Source organism: Pseudomonas sp. LBUM1679 (genome assembly GCF_059695565.1).
In genome coordinates this window covers 7204360-7221055 of the sequence record NZ_CP166774.1, presented here as the reverse complement: position 1 = coordinate 7221055, position 16696 = coordinate 7204360, and the positions used below count along the sequence as shown (strand labels likewise).

At 56.7% G+C, this 16696-nt stretch carries 18 protein-coding genes; all 18 read left to right on the top strand.

From position 1 onward, the window contains the following. The first annotated feature begins 566 nt into the window (after positions 1–566). On the top strand, positions 567–701 hold the full coding sequence (gene rpmH / locus ACA062_RS33120; RefSeq protein ID WP_003213577.1) for a 50S ribosomal protein L34: 135 nt from the start codon (positions 567–569) through the stop codon (positions 699–701). A 16-nt stretch (positions 702–717) separates the two neighbouring features. Then, on the top strand, positions 718–1119 hold the full coding sequence (gene rnpA, locus ACA062_RS33115) for a ribonuclease P protein component (RefSeq protein ID WP_027926203.1): 402 nt from the start codon (positions 718–720) through the stop codon (positions 1117–1119). Continuing rightward, positions 1112–1357 (top strand): membrane protein insertion efficiency factor YidD, encoded by a 246-nt coding sequence (gene yidD, locus ACA062_RS33110; RefSeq protein WP_074872215.1) that lies wholly within the window; start codon positions 1112–1114, stop codon positions 1355–1357. The genes rnpA and yidD overlap by 8 nt, the downstream gene beginning before the upstream one ends. Before the next feature lie 2 nt (positions 1358–1359). Next, complete coding sequence (gene yidC / locus ACA062_RS33105; RefSeq protein WP_497454678.1) at positions 1360–3048, top strand: membrane protein insertase YidC; 1689 nt, start codon at positions 1360–1362, stop codon at positions 3046–3048. A gap of 79 nt (positions 3049–3127) precedes the next feature. After that, positions 3128–4498, top strand: a complete 1371-nt coding sequence (gene mnmE, locus ACA062_RS33100; RefSeq protein WP_497454677.1) for a tRNA uridine-5-carboxymethylaminomethyl(34) synthesis GTPase MnmE — start codon at positions 3128–3130, stop codon at positions 4496–4498. A gap of 687 nt (positions 4499–5185) precedes the next feature. Next, positions 5186–7084, top strand: coding sequence for a tRNA uridine-5-carboxymethylaminomethyl(34) synthesis enzyme MnmG (gene mnmG, locus ACA062_RS33095; RefSeq protein ID WP_497454676.1), 1899 nt, complete (start codon positions 5186–5188; stop codon positions 7082–7084). Further along, positions 7081–7725 (top strand): 16S rRNA (guanine(527)-N(7))-methyltransferase RsmG, encoded by a 645-nt coding sequence (gene rsmG / locus ACA062_RS33090; protein WP_497454675.1) that lies wholly within the window; start codon positions 7081–7083, stop codon positions 7723–7725. Before mnmG ends, rsmG begins: the two co-directional genes overlap by 4 nt. A gap of 18 nt (positions 7726–7743) precedes the next feature. Next, positions 7744–8541 (top strand): ParA family protein, encoded by a 798-nt coding sequence (locus ACA062_RS33085; RefSeq protein ID WP_128874600.1) that lies wholly within the window; start codon positions 7744–7746, stop codon positions 8539–8541. Between the two features lie 9 nt (positions 8542–8550). Then, positions 8551–9423: a ParB/RepB/Spo0J family partition protein gene (locus ACA062_RS33080; protein WP_150765384.1), complete on the top strand. Its 873-nt coding sequence runs from the start codon at positions 8551–8553 to the stop codon at positions 9421–9423. A gap of 148 nt (positions 9424–9571) precedes the next feature. Beyond that, a complete protein-coding gene (locus tag ACA062_RS33075; protein ID WP_007948092.1) occupies positions 9572–9979 on the top strand; it encodes a F0F1 ATP synthase subunit I in 408 nt (135 codons plus the stop codon). A 16-nt stretch (positions 9980–9995) separates the two neighbouring features. Then, positions 9996–10865, top strand: a complete 870-nt coding sequence (gene atpB, locus ACA062_RS33070) for a F0F1 ATP synthase subunit A (protein ID WP_064680525.1) — start codon at positions 9996–9998, stop codon at positions 10863–10865. 133 nt (positions 10866–10998) lie between these two features. Further along, positions 10999–11256, top strand: a complete 258-nt coding sequence (gene atpE, locus ACA062_RS33065; protein WP_002555987.1) for a F0F1 ATP synthase subunit C — start codon at positions 10999–11001, stop codon at positions 11254–11256. Positions 11257–11310: 54 nt separating this feature from the next. Beyond that, the gene (locus ACA062_RS33060) at positions 11311–11781 is read left to right on the top strand and encodes a F0F1 ATP synthase subunit B (protein ID WP_008027535.1); all 471 of its coding nucleotides are present in this window, start codon (positions 11311–11313) and stop codon (positions 11779–11781) included. 12 nt (positions 11782–11793) lie between these two features. After that, entirely contained in the window at positions 11794–12330 is a 537-nt protein-coding gene (locus ACA062_RS33055) for a F0F1 ATP synthase subunit delta (RefSeq protein WP_109626976.1), read from the top strand. 21 nt (positions 12331–12351) lie between these two features. Beyond that, entirely contained in the window at positions 12352–13896 is a 1545-nt protein-coding gene (atpA, locus tag ACA062_RS33050; RefSeq protein ID WP_008155713.1) for a F0F1 ATP synthase subunit alpha, read from the top strand. Positions 13897–13946: 50 nt separating this feature from the next. Beyond that, positions 13947–14807, top strand: a complete 861-nt coding sequence (gene atpG / locus ACA062_RS33045; RefSeq protein WP_150799964.1) for a F0F1 ATP synthase subunit gamma — start codon at positions 13947–13949, stop codon at positions 14805–14807. 27 nt (positions 14808–14834) lie between these two features. Continuing rightward, the gene (gene atpD / locus ACA062_RS33040) at positions 14835–16214 is read left to right on the top strand and encodes a F0F1 ATP synthase subunit beta (RefSeq protein ID WP_497454674.1); all 1380 of its coding nucleotides are present in this window, start codon (positions 14835–14837) and stop codon (positions 16212–16214) included. A gap of 45 nt (positions 16215–16259) precedes the next feature. Continuing rightward, positions 16260–16685, top strand: a complete 426-nt coding sequence (locus ACA062_RS33035; protein ID WP_010465460.1) for a F0F1 ATP synthase subunit epsilon — start codon at positions 16260–16262, stop codon at positions 16683–16685. Positions 16686–16696 lie beyond the last annotated feature (11 nt).

Sequence of the window (16696 nt, the reverse complement as noted above, 5' to 3'; positions counted from 1 at the left end):
GGATATCCCCTAAGTTGAAAGCCGGTGAGGCAAAAACAAGCGGCCATTGTAGCGACCAGACGCCGACTTATCCACACGTAGGTTATTCACTGCCGAATAAGAATCACGGTTTTATAGGTAAAAAAGTCGACCAATGGTCTGTGTATAAGCCCTGTGGATAACCACCCGTAAGGTCGTTGCACAAGTGGGGGCGAAACTCGGTGGATAACCAGCCTGTGGATAAGCTGCCCTTTCACCCACAGGTTATCCGACAGCGCAGCACAGGCTGCCCCCTGTTTACCACGGTAGTTGTCATTCTCTGTACAGCACGGAATAAAAGGGCTTGAGGTAGTTATCCACAGATGATCGTGGCCCTAGCTTTTATAAGCTTTACAGAAAAGCTTTAAATACTTTCCTTCTTTATTTCTATATCTAGCGAAGGGCTGCCACCGACAAAACCCCTGGAGATCTATTTATAAGGAAACGCTGGTTGGAAATTGACCTAGAGGCTTGCTTTCTCTAGAATCCCCGGTCTCTTAAAACGGGGGCCATTCCGGCCCGTTGTGGACGAATCAGGTAACACGACAATGAAACGTACTTTCCAACCAAGCACCATCAAACGCGCTCGTACCCACGGTTTCCGTGCTCGCATGGCTACCAAGAACGGTCGTGCCGTCCTGTCGCGTCGTCGCGCCAAAGGTCGTGCGCGTCTGGCAGTTTGATAATCCGGCACTGGAGGTGAGTCAGGACTTCAGTCGGGAAAAGCGCCTGCTTACCCCCCGGCATTTCAAGGCAGTCTTTGACTCCCCTACCGGCAAGGTTCCGGGGAAAAATCTCCTGCTCCTTGCGCGCAACAACGATCTTGATCACCCCCGTCTCGGGCTGGTTATCGGGAAAAAGAGCGTAAAGCTCTCCGTCGAGCGCAATCGCCTCAAACGTCTGATGCGCGAATCGTTCCGTCTGCACCAGGACTCACTGGTCGGCTGGGACATCGTTATCGTCGCGCGCAAAGGTTTGGGTGACGTAGAAAACCCCGAATTGATTCAGCATTTCGGCAAACTCTGGAAGCGTCTGGCACGCAGCACGCCAGTACCAGCAGTCAAAACCGAAACTGTAGGGGTAGACAGTCCCGATGCGTAAACTGGCACTCGTTCCGATCCAGTTTTATCGCTATGCCATTAGTCCTCTGATGGCCAGTCACTGTCGCTTCTACCCCAGTTGTTCCTGCTACGCGTATGAAGCCATAGAAAATCATGGCCTTCTGCGCGGTGGCTGGCTGGCCTTTCGTCGTTTAGGTCGCTGTCATCCGTGGAATCCCGGTGGTTATGACCCGGTTCCATCTATCCCTACCTCCCGTTCTTCTTCGATGGCCGAGTAATCATGGATATCAAACGCACGATCCTGATCGTCGCCCTGGCAATCGTGTCCTACGTTATGGTTCTTAAATGGAACCAGGACTATGGCCAGGCTGCCCTGCCGACTCAGAATGTTGCTTCCAGTACTACCGCACCGGGTCTACCGGATACGGCGACTGGCAATAATGCTTCTGTCAGTGACGACATTCCACGCGCCGCAAGCGATACCAGTGCAACTGCACCTGCTGAAACACCAGTAGCGGCAAGCAAAGACCTCATCCAGATCAAAACGGATGTGCTCGACCTGGCAGTCGACCCACAAGGTGGCGATGTTGCCCAGCTGAAATTGCCGTTGTATCCACGTCGCCAGGACCATCCGGAAATTCCGTTCCAGCTGTTCGATAACGGCGGTGAGCTGACTTACCTGGCGCAAAGCGGTCTGATCGGCACCAACGGCCCGGATGCAAACCCGGCCGGTCGTCCGGTCTACTCCTCGGAGAAGAAGACTTATCAACTGGCTGACGGTCAGGACCAATTGGTCGTGGACCTGAAGTTCAGCAAGGATGGCGTCAATTACATCAAGCGTTTCACCCTGAAACGTGGCCTGTATGACGTAACCGTTTCCTACCTGATCGACAACCAGAGCGCGCAGCCCTGGTCTGGTGCGATGTTCGCGCAACTGAAGCGTGACGCCAGCGGTGATCCTTCCTCGACCACCGCCACCGGTACCGCGACTTACCTGGGCGCTGCCCTGTGGACAAGTAACGAGCCGTACAAGAAAGTATCCATGAAGGACATGGACAAGGCGCAGTTGAAGGAAACGGTCAGTGGTGGTTGGGTTGCCTGGTTGCAACACTACTTCGTCACAGCATGGATTCCGGCCAAGGGCGAAAATAACGTCGTCCAGACCCGTAAAGACAGCAAGGGCAACTACATCATCGGTTTTACCGGCCCGGCAATGAGCGTCGCGCCAGGTGCAAAAGCCGAGACCAGCGCCGTTCTGTACGCGGGTCCGAAAAGTCAGGCAGTGCTCAAAGAGTTGTCCCCAGGTCTGGAACTGACCGTGGATTACGGCATTCTTTGGTTCATCGCCCAGCCAATTTTCTGGTTGCTGGGACACATCCACGCGATCGTTGGTAACTGGGGCTGGTCGATCATCTTCCTGACCATGCTGATCAAAGGGATTTTCTTCCCGCTGTCGGCTGCCAGCTACAAATCCATGGCGCGCATGCGTGCAGTGGCACCGAAACTGGCTGCGCTGAAAGAGCAACATGGCGACGATCGGCAGAAAATGTCGCAAGCCATGATGGAGCTGTACAAGAAAGAGAAGATCAATCCGCTGGGTGGTTGCTTGCCAATCCTCGTGCAGATGCCGGTTTTCCTTTCGCTGTACTGGGTTCTGCTGGAAAGCGTTGAAATGCGCCAGGCGCCGTTCATGCTGTGGATTACGGACTTGTCGATCAAGGATCCGTTCTTCATTCTGCCGATCATCATGGGTGTCACCATGTTTATCCAGCAGCAGTTGAACCCGACGCCTCCGGATCCGATGCAGGCCAAGGTGATGAAGCTGATGCCAATCATCTTCACCTTCTTCTTCCTGTGGTTCCCGGCGGGTCTGGTGCTGTACTGGGTTGTGAACAACGTGTTGTCGATTGCCCAACAGTGGTACATCACGCGTAAGATCGAAGCGGCTGTGAAAAAAGCCGAGGCGTAACTTGCACTGTGGATAACCACTCAAAACGCCCCCTAGTGGGGCGTTTTGCTATCTGTCACTTTTGTCTGGATACCGGTTTATGAGCGTTCCTCGTGAAACCATCGCTGCCGTCGCCACCGCCCAAGGTCGTGGCGGTGTCGGCATCGTCCGTATTTCCGGGCCTCTGGCGAGTGTCGCGGCCAAGGCCTTCAGCGGTCGTGAACTCAAGCCGCGATTCGCCCACTACGGCCCCTTCCTCAGTGAAAACGATGAGGTCCTGGACCAAGGCATTGCCCTGTATTTCCCGGGGCCGAACTCGTTCACCGGCGAAGATGTGCTGGAACTGCAAGGCCATGGCGGCCCGATTGTTCTGGATATGCTGCTCAAGCGTTGCCTGGAACTGGGCTGCCGACTGGCCCGACCCGGTGAATTCAGCGAACGCGCCTTCCTCAACGACAAACTCGACCTGGCCCAGGCCGAAGCCATCGCTGACTTGATCGAGGCGAGCTCGGCCCAGGCGGCACGCAATGCCCTGCGTTCCTTGCAGGGCGCATTTTCCGAGCGTGTGCATCACCTCACCGAGCAATTGATTGGCCTGCGGATCTATGTCGAAGCGGCTATCGACTTCCCGGAAGAAGAAATCGACTTCCTTGCCGATGGTCATGTACTGAGCATGCTCGACAAGGTACGTGATGAGTTATCCACCGTATTGCGTGAAGCCGGGCAGGGGGTTTTGCTGCGCGACGGCATGACGGTGGTGATTGCCGGTCGACCGAATGCGGGTAAATCCAGCCTGCTGAATGCATTGGCCGGTCGTGAAGCAGCGATCGTCACCGAGATTGCCGGCACGACCCGGGACATTCTTCGCGAACATATCCACATCGATGGCATGCCGCTGCATGTGGTCGATACCGCAGGTTTGCGCGATACCGATGATCATGTGGAAAAAATCGGCGTCGAGCGGGCATTGAAGGCCATTGGCGAAGCTGATCGCGTATTGCTGGTGGTCGACGCCACCGCACCCGAAGCACTTGATCCATTCGCGTTGTGGCCTGAATTCCTGGAAACCCGTCCAGACCCGGCGAAAGTTACGTTGATCCGCAACAAGGCAGACCTCACCGGCGAAGCCATTGCTATGGAAGTCAGCGAGGATGGCCACGTCACCATCAGCCTCAGCGCCAAATCTGCCGGCGACGGCCTGGAACTGCTGCGTGAGCATCTCAAGGCCTGCATGGGCTATGAACAGACCTCCGAGAGCAGCTTCAGCGCTCGCAGGCGTCACCTCGAAGCGCTACGCCATGCCAGTGCTTCCCTCGAGCACGGCCGTGCGCAGCTGACATTGGCAGGTGCCGGCGAACTGCTGGCCGAAGATCTGCGCCAGGCCCAGCACGCTCTGGGTGAAATCACCGGTGCGTTCAGCTCCGATGACCTGCTTGGACGGATCTTTTCCAGCTTCTGTATTGGTAAGTAAGATGCCATCACCTACGGAAAGAACACGATCCTTGTAGGAGCTGGCTTGCCAGCGAAGGCAGACTGTCTGACAAATCAATATTGAATGTGACGGCCCCTTCGCTGGCAAGCCAGCTCCTACAGAAACAGATCGGCGTACACGCGTTGCCCCACAGACAGGCCTATCGCGCCTGTCTGTTTCTTCCTCTCCCTTAAATTTTCTTCCAGTGCCGAGCAGATTTTTTCTGCTTGAGCGAATTTTCCGTGCCCGGGATTTGCTGATTCAGCGAATTTCTGTGGATTAAGCCCTGTGAATAACTGCCACTAAGGGCAGTTGATAACAGGGCCTGAAAACTGCGAATAACCACCGCTGTGGATAACCACCCCTTTAATCCACAGGCTTAAACCGGTTATCCAAGGGCCTCATTGGCACATGATCACAGGGTTTTGATTCTCTCTACACATTGAATATAAAGGGCTGTGTGAATCTATCCACAGAAATGTGCCTCAGTAGAAATAAACATAAAAACAAAGATTTAATAAATTTCTTTCTTTTTAATTTCTGTTAAGCCGACTTTTCCACAGCTGGTTAAATTTTGTGCAAAGGGTTCTTTAGGAAGGGCGAAGTCCCTATACTTGCCGACCAGGTCCAAAAACCTGTGCTCAAACTATTTCTGATTACCTGACTGAAGCAGGCACGAGGTGCGTGGTGGATTTCCCTTCCCGTTTTGAAGTGATCGTCATCGGCGGCGGTCATGCCGGTACCGAGGCAGCACTGGCGTCAGCACGCATGGGGGCAAAAACCCTGTTGCTGACGCATAACGTGGAAACCCTCGGTGCCATGAGTTGCAACCCGGCCATTGGCGGGATCGGCAAAAGCCACCTGGTCAAGGAAATCGATGCCCTGGGCGGCGCGATGGCCATGGCTACCGATAAGGGTGGAATTCAGTTTCGCGTGTTGAACAGCCGCAAAGGCCCGGCCGTACGTGCAACTCGTGCTCAGGCCGACCGGGTTCTGTACAAGGCCGCTGTCCGCGAAGCCCTGGAAAACCAGCCGAACCTGTGGATATTTCAACAAGCCGCCGATGACCTGATCGTCGAACAGGACCAAGTGCGCGGAGTAGTCACCCAAATGGGTCTGCGTTTCCTCGCCGATTCCGTGGTGTTGACCACTGGCACCTTCCTCGGTGGACTTATCCACATCGGCATGCAGAATTTTTCCGGCGGTCGCGCCGGTGATCCGCCATCGATTGCCCTGGCTCACCGTTTGCGTGAATTGCCATTGCGCGTCGGTCGCCTAAAAACCGGTACACCGCCGCGCATCGACGGTCGCTCTGTGGATTTCTCGGTGATGACCGAGCAAGCAGGCGATACGCCGATTCCGGTGATGTCGTTCATGGGCTCCAAAGAGCAGCACCCGAAACAGGTCAGCTGCTGGATTACCCACACCAACGCCCGAACCCACGAGATCATCGCCGCCAACCTCGACCGTTCGCCGATGTATTCCGATGCAGGTGTGATCGAAGGAATCGGCCCACGCTACTGCCCGTCGATCGAAGACAAGATTCATCGCTTTGCCGACAAGGAAAGCCATCAGGTCTTTATCGAACCCGAAGGCCTGACGACCAACGAGCTGTACCCGAACGGGATATCCACATCCTTGCCGTTCGACGTGCAGTTGCAGATCGTGCAATCGATCCGCGGCATGGAAAACGCACACATCGTGCGTCCGGGTTACGCAATCGAATACGATTACTTCGACCCGCGTGACCTGAAGTACAACCTGGAAACCAAAGTCATCGGCGGTCTGTTCTTCGCCGGGCAAATCAACGGCACCACCGGTTACGAAGAAGCCGGCGCCCAGGGCCTGCTGGCCGGGGCCAATGCCGCCTTGCGTGCCCAAGGCAAAGAGGCCTGGTGCCCGCGTCGCGACGAGGCGTACATCGGGGTATTGGTCGACGACCTGATTACCCTGGGTACCCAGGAACCGTATCGGATGTTTACCTCCCGCGCCGAGTACCGCCTGATCCTGCGTGAAGACAACGCCGACCTGCGCCTGACCGAAAAAGGTCGCGAACTGGGTCTGGTGGATGACGCCCGTTGGGCGGCGTTCTGCACCAAACGCGAAAGCATTGCCCTGGAAGAACAACGTTTGAAAAGTACCTGGGTTCGCCCGGGCACCGAACAAGGCGATGCAATTTCCGAAAAATTCGGCACGCCGCTGACCCACGAATACAATTTGCTCAATCTGCTGAGCCGTCCGGAAATCGACTACGCTGGTCTGATCGCCGTGACCGGTGGGGGCGCAGAAGATCCACAAGTGGCCGAGCAGGTCGAAATCAAGACCAAATACGCCGGTTACATCGATCGTCAGCAGGATGAAATCGCACGTCTGCGGGCCAGCGAAGACACCAAGCTGCCTGTGGATATCGATTACACGAACATTTCCGGTCTCTCCAAAGAGATCCAGAGCAAGCTCGGTGCGACCCGTCCAGAGACCCTGGGCCAGGCGTCACGAATTCCGGGTGTCACGCCGGCGGCGATTTCGCTGTTGATGATTCATTTGAAAAAACGCGGCGCTGGCCGTCAGTTGGAGCAAAGCGCTTGAGTTCGTCGGTCACCTCGCAACACGCAGAAGAGTTATCCACAGGTGCTCGCCAGCTCGGTGTCACGTTGTCAGATACCCAGCATGCCCAGCTGCTGGGTTATCTGGCCCTGTTGATAAAATGGAACAAGGCCTACAACCTGACCGCCGTGCGTGATCCGGACGAAATGGTGTCCCGTCACCTGCTCGACAGTTTGAGCGTGATGCCGTTCGTCGAAACCGGTCGCTGGCTGGACGTTGGCAGCGGCGGCGGCATGCCGGGTATTCCGTTGGCCATCCTGTTTCCGGAGTCCCAAGTGACGTGCCTGGACAGCAACGGCAAGAAAACCCGCTTCCTGACCCAGGTCAAACTCGAACTCAAACTGGATAACCTGCAAGTTATCCACAGTCGCGTCGAAGACTTTCAGCCTGCTCAAGCCTTCAACGGGATCATCTCCCGGGCGTTCAGCAGTATGGAGAACTTCAGCAACTGGACTCGCCACCTTGGCGACACTGATACACGTTGGCTGGCAATGAAGGGCGTTCATCCGGCTGATGAGCTGGTAGCATTGCCGGCAGACTTCCACCTCGATAGCGAACACGCCCTGGCCGTACCTGGTTGCCAAGGCCAACGCCATCTGCTGATACTGCGCCGCACGGCATGATTGGGAACACAAGCAAGAATGGCTAAGGTATTCGCGATTGCGAACCAAAAGGGTGGTGTGGGCAAAACCACCACCTGTATCAACCTCGCAGCTTCCCTGGTCGCTACCAAGCGCCGGGTGTTGCTGATCGATCTCGATCCACAGGGCAACGCCACCATGGGTAGCGGTGTGGATAAACACGGCCTGGAAAACTCGGTCTACGACCTGTTGATCGGCGAATGTGATCTGGCTCAGGCCATGCACTACTCCGAGCACGGTGGTTACCAGCTGTTGCCGGCCAACCGCGACCTGACCGCCGCGGAAGTGGTTCTGCTGGAAATGCAGATGAAGGAGAGTCGCCTGCGCAGCGCGTTGGCGCCGATCCGTGAAAACTACGATTACATTCTGATCGATTGCCCGCCGTCGCTGTCGATGCTCACGCTTAACGCACTGGTCGCGGCCGACGGGGTGATTATCCCCATGCAGTGCGAGTACTTCGCACTCGAAGGCTTGAGCGACCTTGTGGATAACATCAAGCGCATCGCCGAGCTGCTCAACCCGAACCTGAAAGTCGAAGGCCTGTTGCGGACCATGTACGACCCGCGCCTGAGCCTGATGAACGATGTGTCGGCGCAGCTCAAGGAGCATTTCGGCGAGCAGCTCTACGACACGGTCATTCCGCGCAACATCCGCCTGGCCGAAGCGCCAAGCTATGGCATGCCGGCGCTGGTGTACGACAAGACTTCGCGGGGCGCTATTGCCTATCTGGCATTGGCGGGCGAGATGGTTCGCCGTCAACGCAAAAACTCACGCACCGCCGCCGCTCAGGCAACTTAAGGAATCCCCATGGCCGTCAAGAAACGAGGTCTCGGACGTGGACTGGATGCACTGCTGAGTGGTCCGACTGTCAGCTCGCTGGAAGAACAAGCGGTGCAGGCGGATCTTCGTGAGCTGCAGCACCTGCCCCTGGACCTGATCCAGCGTGGCAAGTACCAGCCGCGGCGGGACATGGATCCTCAGGCGCTGGAGGAGCTGGCGCAGTCAATCAAGGCCCAGGGCGTGATGCAGCCGATCGTGGTGCGTCCGATCGGCAGCGGTCGCTACGAAATCATTGCCGGCGAACGTCGCTGGCGCGCCAGTCAGCAAGCCGGCCAGGAAACCATCCCGGCGATGGTTCGCGACGTACCGGATGAAACCGCAATCGCCATGGCGCTGATCGAGAACATCCAGCGCGAGGACCTCAATCCGATCGAAGAAGCGGTGGCCTTGCAGCGTTTGCAGCAGGAATTCCAGCTGACCCAGCAACAAGTGGCCGAAGCCGTGGGCAAATCCCGCGTAACCGTGGCCAACCTGCTACGCTTGATCGCGTTGCCGGAAGTCATCAAAACCATGCTGTCCCACGGCGACCTGGAAATGGGTCATGCCCGTGCTTTGCTCGGTTTACCGGAGAATCAACAGGTTGAAGGGGCGCGACACGTTGTCGCACGAGGGCTGACCGTACGCCAGACCGAAGCACTGGTTCGCCAGTGGTTGAGTGGCAAACCGGAGCCTGCTGAACCGGTAAAGCCGGACCCGGATATCGCCCGGCTCGAACAGCGTCTGGCCGAGCGCTTGGGCTCTGCGGTGCAGATCCGGCACGGGAAAAAGGGGAAGGGGCAGTTGGTGATCGGGTACAACTCCCTCGATGAGCTTCAGGGTGTACTTGCACACATTCGCTGAAACATTTCCTCATGTAGCGTGCAGGTGGAAATCACTACCTGACAGTTGAATAGGGGCAGAACCGCCCCTATACTCTGCGCGCATTTTGTCGGCACAAATTATGCCAAGTTATTGAATTCTGGCAGCCGATCATTGGGGAGCAAAAACGATGGAGAGCCGCACGCCAAACCGCTTGCCATTCCATCGCCTGGCAGTTTTTCCGGTCTTGCTGGCTCAATTTGTCGTTTTGGTACTGGCCGCTTTGGCGCTTTGGTACTGGCATGGGGTCGTAGCCGGGTACTCGGGACTTTGCGGAGGCCTGATAGCCTTGCTGCCCAATGTTTATTTCGCTCACAGGGCATTTCGGTTTTCCGGCGCCCGAGCAGCCCAAGCCATCGTCCGGTCTTTTTATGCCGGCGAGGCGGGCAAACTGATTTTGACGGCAGTGCTCTTTGCATTGACGTTCGCAGGTGTGAAGCCATTGGCGCCGCTGGCTGTATTCGGCGTCTTCGTGTTGACCCAACTGGTCAGCTGGTTCGCGCCCCTGCTGATGAGAACAAGACTTTCGAGACCTTAGGGCGTTTGAGGCAACCATGGCAGAGACAACCGCTTCGGGCTATATCCAGCACCACTTGCAGAACCTGACCTTCGGGCAGCTACCTAACGGCGGCTGGGGTTTTGCCCACACCGCAGCAGAAGCCAAGGAAATGGGCTTCTGGGCTTTCCACGTCGATACCCTCGGCTGGTCGGTAGCATTGGGTCTGATCTTCGTTCTGATTTTCCGCATGGCGGCTAAGAAGGCGACGTCGGGGCAACCGGGTGCTTTGCAGAACTTCGTTGAAGTATTGGTCGAATTCGTCGATGGCAGCGTGAAAGACAGCTTCCATGGCCGTAGCCCGGTGATTGCACCGCTGGCACTGACCATCTTCGTCTGGGTCTTCCTGATGAACGCCGTCGACCTGATCCCGGTCGACTGGATTCCTCAGCTGGCCATCCTGATCACTGGCGATGCACACATTCCATTCCGTGCCGTATCCACCACTGACCCGAACGCTACCCTGGGCATGGCCCTGTCGGTGTTCGCGTTGATCATTTTCTACAGCATCAAGGTCAAGGGCATCGGCGGCTTCATCGGCGAACTGACCCTGCACCCTTTCGGCAGCAAGAATATCTTTCTTCAGGCGCTGCTGATCCCGGTGAACTTCCTGCTGGAGTTCGTGACGCTGATCGCCAAGCCTATCTCCCTGGCACTGCGTCTGTTCGGCAACATGTACGCCGGCGAGCTGGTCTTCATTCTGATTGCTGTGATGTTCGGCAGCGGTCTGCTCTGGCTTAGCGGCCTGGGCGTAGTTCTGCAGTGGGCGTGGGCAGTGTTCCACATCCTGATCATCACCCTGCAGGCGTTTATCTTCATGATGTTGACCATCGTCTACCTGTCGATGGCGCACGAAGAGAACCATTAAGACCAGTCTCGGCTGGCCTGATGTCCCACCCGGTCAAACGGGTGGGGGCCCGAACAGGGCTATGAAACGATTTGTTTTACCGCTTTAAAATCTAAAAAACCTAAACCATACGACGTAAAAGTCGGGAGGAAAGATGGAAACTGTAGTTGGTCTAACCGCTATCGCTGTTGCACTGTTGATCGGCCTGGGCGCACTGGGTACCGCAATTGGTTTCGGCCTGTTGGGCGGCAAGTTCCTGGAAGGCGCAGCGCGTCAGCCAGAAATGGTTCCAATGCTGCAAGTCAAAATGTTCATCGTTGCCGGTCTGCTCGACGCCGTAACCATGATCGGTGTTGGTATCGCTCTGTTCTTCACCTTCGCGAACCCATTCGTTGGTCAACTCGCTGGCTAATTACTCACCTTCGAGTAATTGGTGTGATGTGCAACGAACGAGCGAGGTGTTGGCGTGAACATTAATGCAACCCTGATTGGCCAGTCCGTTGCGTTCTTCATTTTTGTACTGTTTTGCATGAAGTTCGTGTGGCCTCCGGTCATCGCGGCTTTGCACGAACGTCAGAAGAAGATCGCGGATGGACTGGACGCTGCCGCCCGAGCAGCTCGCGACCTGGAGTTGGCCCAAGATAAAGCGGGTCAACAACTGCGCGAAGCTAAAGCTCAGGCAGCCGAGATCATTGAGCAAGCCAAGAAACGCGGTAACCAGATCGTTGAAGAGGCTGTTGAAAAAGCCCGTATCGACGCTGACCGTGTGAAGGTTCAGGCTCAGGCCGAGATCGAACAGGAACTGAACAGTGTCAAAGACGCGCTGCGTGCCCAATTGGGTGCTCTGGCCGTTGGCGGCGCCGAGAAGATCCTGGGTGCCACAATCGATCAAAACGCGCACGCGGAGCTGGTAAACAAACTGGCTGCTGAAATTTAAGCGAGGGCGATCATGGCAGAATTGACCACGTTGGCCCGACCTTACGCTAAGGCAGCCTTCGAGCACGCCCAGGCCCACCAGCAACTGGCCTCTTGGTCAGCCATGCTCGGCCTGGCTGCAGCAGTGTCGCAAGACGACACCATGCAGCGCGTGCTCAAGGCCCCGCGACTGACGAGCGCAGACAAGGCCGCCACGTTTATTGACGTGTGCGGCGACAAGTTTGATGCCAAGGCACAGAACTTCATTCACGTCGTTGCCGAAAACGACCGTCTCCCGCTATTGCCGGAGATCGCCGCTCTGTTTGACCTGTACAAGGCTGAACAAGAGAAGTCGGTAGACGTTGAAGTCACCAGTGCTTTTGCATTGAACCAAGAACAGCAAGACAAACTCGCCAAGGTTCTCAGTGCACGACTCAACCGGGAAGTGCGCCTGCAAGTCGAGGAAGACAAATCCCTTATCGGGGGCATTGTCATCCGCGCCGGCGACCTGGTAATCGATGGCTCGGTTCGCGGGAAACTCGCGAGCCTTGCCGAAGCATTGAAATCTTGAGTTTGAAGGGGCAGCAGAGCAATGCAGCAACTCAATCCTTCCGAAATAAGTGAAATTATCAAGGGCCGCATCGACAAGCTCGATGTGACCTCCCAAGCCCGTAACGAAGGCACTGTCGTCAGCGTATCTGACGGTATCGTGCGGATTCACGGTCTGGCCGACGTCATGTACGGCGAGATGATCGAGTTTCCGGGCGGCGTCTTCGGTATGGCTCTCAACCTGGAGCAAGACTCCGTAGGTGCCGTTGTATTGGGCTCCTACCAGTCTCTGGCTGAAGGCATGAGCGCCAAGTGCACTGGCCGCATCCTCGAAGTTCCGGTTGGTAAGGAACTGCTGGGTCGCGTAGTCGACGCACTGGGTAACCCGGTTGACGGCAAAGGTCCGCTGAACAACACCGAGACCGATGCGGTCGAGAAAGTTGCTCCAGGCGTGATCTGGCGTAAGTCGGTAGACCAGCCTGTACAGACTGGCTACAAGGCTGTCGATGCCATGATCCCTGTCGGCCGTGGCCAGCGTGAGCTGATCATCGGTGACCGTCAGATCGGTAAAACCGCTCTGGCGATCGACGCGATCATCAACCAGAAGAACAGCGGTATTTTCTGCGTCTACGTAGCGATCGGTCAGAAACAATCGACCATCGCTAACGTTGTTCGCAAGCTGGAAGAAAACGGCGCACTGGCTAACACCATCGTCGTTGCCGCGAGCGCCTCGGAATCTGCAGCACTGCAATTCCTGGCTCCGTACTCCGGTTGCACCATGGGTGAATTCTTCCGCGACCGCGGTGAAGACGCGCTGATCGTTTATGACGATCTGTCCAAGCAAGCAGTGGCTTATCGCCAGATTTCCCTGCTGCTGCGCCGTCCACCAGGCCGTGAAGCTTACCCAGGCGACGTGTTCTATCTCCACTCCCGTCTGCTGGAGCGCGCATCCCGCGTTTCCGAAGAGTATGTAGAGAAGTTCACCAACGGCGCAGTGACCGGCAAAACCGGTTCCCTGACCGCACTGCCGATCATCGAAACCCAGGCTGGCGACGTTTCCGCGTTCGTTCCGACCAACGTGATTTCCATCACCGACGGTCAGATCTTCCTGGAATCGGCCATGTTCAACTCCGGGATCCGTCCTGCTGTGAACGCCGGTGTTTCGGTATCCCGTGTGGGTGGTGCCGCTCAGACCAAGATCATCAAGAAGCTCTCCGGTGGTATCCGTACCGCTCTGGCTCAGTACCGTGAACTGGCGGCATTCGCCCAGTTCGCTTCTGACCTGGACGAAGCGACCCGTAAGCAACTTGAACATGGTCAGCGCGTTACCGAGCTGATGAAGCAGAAGCAATACGCACCAATGTCGATCGCTGACATGGCGCTGTCGCTGTATGCCGCTGAGCGTGGGTTCCTGACTGACGTTGAAATCGCCAAGATCGGCAGCTTCGAACAAGCGCTGATTGCTTTCTTCAACCGCGATCACGCCGATTTGATGGCGAAGATCAACGTGAAGGGTGACTTCAATGACGAAATCGACGCTGGCATGAAAGCCGGTATCGAGAAGTTCAAGGCCACCCAAACCTGGTAAGCCGCAGCGGGAGCCGCGAGGCTCCCGCTTGCTAACCTGATAGGTGTTACATGGCAGGCGCAAAAGAGATTCGCAGTAAGATTGCGAGCATCAAAAGCACGCAAAAGATTACCAGCGCCATGGAAAAAGTGGCGGTCAGTAAAATGCGCAAGGCACAAATGCGCATGGCTGCTAGCCGTCCTTACGCGGAGCGCATCCGCCAGGTTATTGGCCATCTGGCCAACGCCAACCCGGAATATCGCCACCCGTTCATGATCGACCGCGAAGTAAAGCGCGTCGGTTACGTCGTGGTGAGCAGTGACCGTGGTCTGTGTGGTGGCTTGAACACCAACCTGTTCAAGGCCCTGGTCAAGGACATGGCGGTAAACCGCGAAAACGGCGTCGAGATCGATCTGTGTGTAGTGGGTAGCAAGGGTGCGGCTTTCTTCCGCAACTTCGGCGGTAACGTCGTTGCAGCTATCAGCCACCTGGGTGAAGAGCCGTCGATCAATGACTTGATCGGCAGCGTCAAGGTGATGCTGGATGCCTACCTGGACGGCCGTATTGACCGCCTGTCCGTGGTGTCCAACAAGTTCGTCAACACCATGACGCAGCTGCCTACGGTGGAGCAATTGATTCCACTGGTGGCGACCCCGGAAAAGGAACTCAAGCACCACTGGGATTATCTGTACGAACCGGACGCCAAAGAGCTGCTTGACGGCTTGATGGTCCGTTACGTGGAGTCGCAGGTCTACCAGGCGGTGGTCGAGAACAACGCGGCTGAACAAGCTGCGCGGATGATCGCGATGAAGAACGCTACCGACAACGCCGGTGATTTGATCAGCGATTTGCAGCTGGTCTACAACAAGGCGCGTCAGGCTGCGATCACCCAAGAGATCTCGGAAATCGTCGGCGGCGCTGCCGCGGTTTAACGGTTCAAATATTCAGAGGATCCAGCTATGAGTAGCGGACGTATCGTTCAAATCATCGGCGCCGTTATCGACGTGGAATTTCCACGCGACAGCGTACCGAGCATCTACAACGCGCTGAAAGTTATAAGCGCGGCTGAAACCACCCTGGAAGTTCAGCAGCAGCTGGGCGACGGCGTGGTTCGTACCATTGCGATGGGTTCCACCGAAGGCTTGAAGCGCGGTCTGGAAGTCACCGACTCTGGCGCTGCCATCTCCGTACCGGTCGGTAAAGCGACCCTGGGCCGGATCATGGACGTTCTGGGCAACCCGATCGACGAAGCTGGCCCGATCGACACCGAAGAGCGCTGGGGCATTCACCGTCCTGCGCCAACCTTCGCTGAACAAGCGGGCGGCAACGACCTGCTGGAAACCGGCATCAAGGTTATCGACCTGGTTTGCCCGTTCGCCAAGGGCGGTAAAGTCGGTCTGTTCGGTGGTGCCGGTGTAGGCAAGACCGTAAACATGATGGAACTGATCCGTAACATCGCCATCGAGCACAGCGGTTATTCCGTGTTCGCCGGTGTGGGTGAGCGTACTCGTGAGGGTAACGACTTCTACCACGAGATGAAGGATTCCAACGTTCTGGACAAAGTGGCGCTGGTTTACGGTCAGATGAACGAGCCGCCGGGTAACCGTCTGCGCGTAGCACTGACCGGCCTGACCATGGCCGAGAAGTTCCGTGACGAAGGTAACGACGTTCTGCTGTTCGTCGACAACATCTATCGTTACACCCTGGCCGGTACTGAAGTATCCGCACTGCTGGGCCGTATGCCTTCCGCAGTAGGTTACCAGCCGACCCTGGCCGAAGAGATGGGTACTCTGCAAGAGCGTATCACTTCGACCAAAAACGGTTCGATCACCTCCATCCAAGCGGTATACGTACCTGCGGATGACTTGACTGACCCGTCGCCAGCGACCACTTTCGCCCACTTGGACGCCACCGTCGTTCTGTCCCGTGACATCGCTTCCCTGGGTATCTACCCGGCGGTCGATCCACTCGACTCGACTTCGCGCCAGCTGGACCCGAACGTGATCGGCCAGGACCACTACGACACCGCTCGCGGTGTACAGTATGTTCTGCAGCGTTACAAAGAACTGAAGGACATCATTGCGATCCTGGGTATGGACGAGCTGTCGGAAACCGACAAGCAGTTGGTAAACCGTGCTCGTAAGATCCAGCGTTTCTTGTCGCAGCCGTTCTTCGTGGCTGAAGTCTTCACCGGTGCTTCGGGTAAATACGTTTCCCTGAAAGACACCATTGCTGGCTTCAAAGGCATCCTCAACGGTGACTACGACCACCTGCCAGAACAAGCGTTCTACATGGTCGGCGGCATCGAAGAAGCGATCGAGAAAGCCAAGAAACTGTAATCCCGGCGCCCGGCAACGGGCGCTAATTTAGGTTGAGGCAATCAGATGGCTATGACAGTCCATTGCGATATCGTCAGCGCGGAAGGGGAAATCTTCTCCGGCCTGGTCGAGATGGTGGTTGCGCACGGTGCACTGGGTGATCTTGGTATCGCCCTGGGTCACGCGCCGCTGATCACTAATCTCAAGCCGGGCCCGATCCGCCTGATCAAGCAGGGCGGGGAAGAGGAGGTGTATTACATCTCCGGCGGTTTCCTCGAGGTTCAGCCGAACATGGTCAAGGTTCTTGCCGACACCGTGCAACGTGCTGCCGACCTGGACGAAGCCTCCGCTCAGGAAGCCGTAAAGGCTGCCGAGAAGGCCTTGCATGAGCGGGGCGCGGAATTCGATTACGGTTCTGCTGCCGCACGCCTGGCCGAGGCTGCAGCTCAGCTGCGCACCGTCCAGCAGATCCGCAAGAAGTTCGGCCACTAACAGGCCGCCGC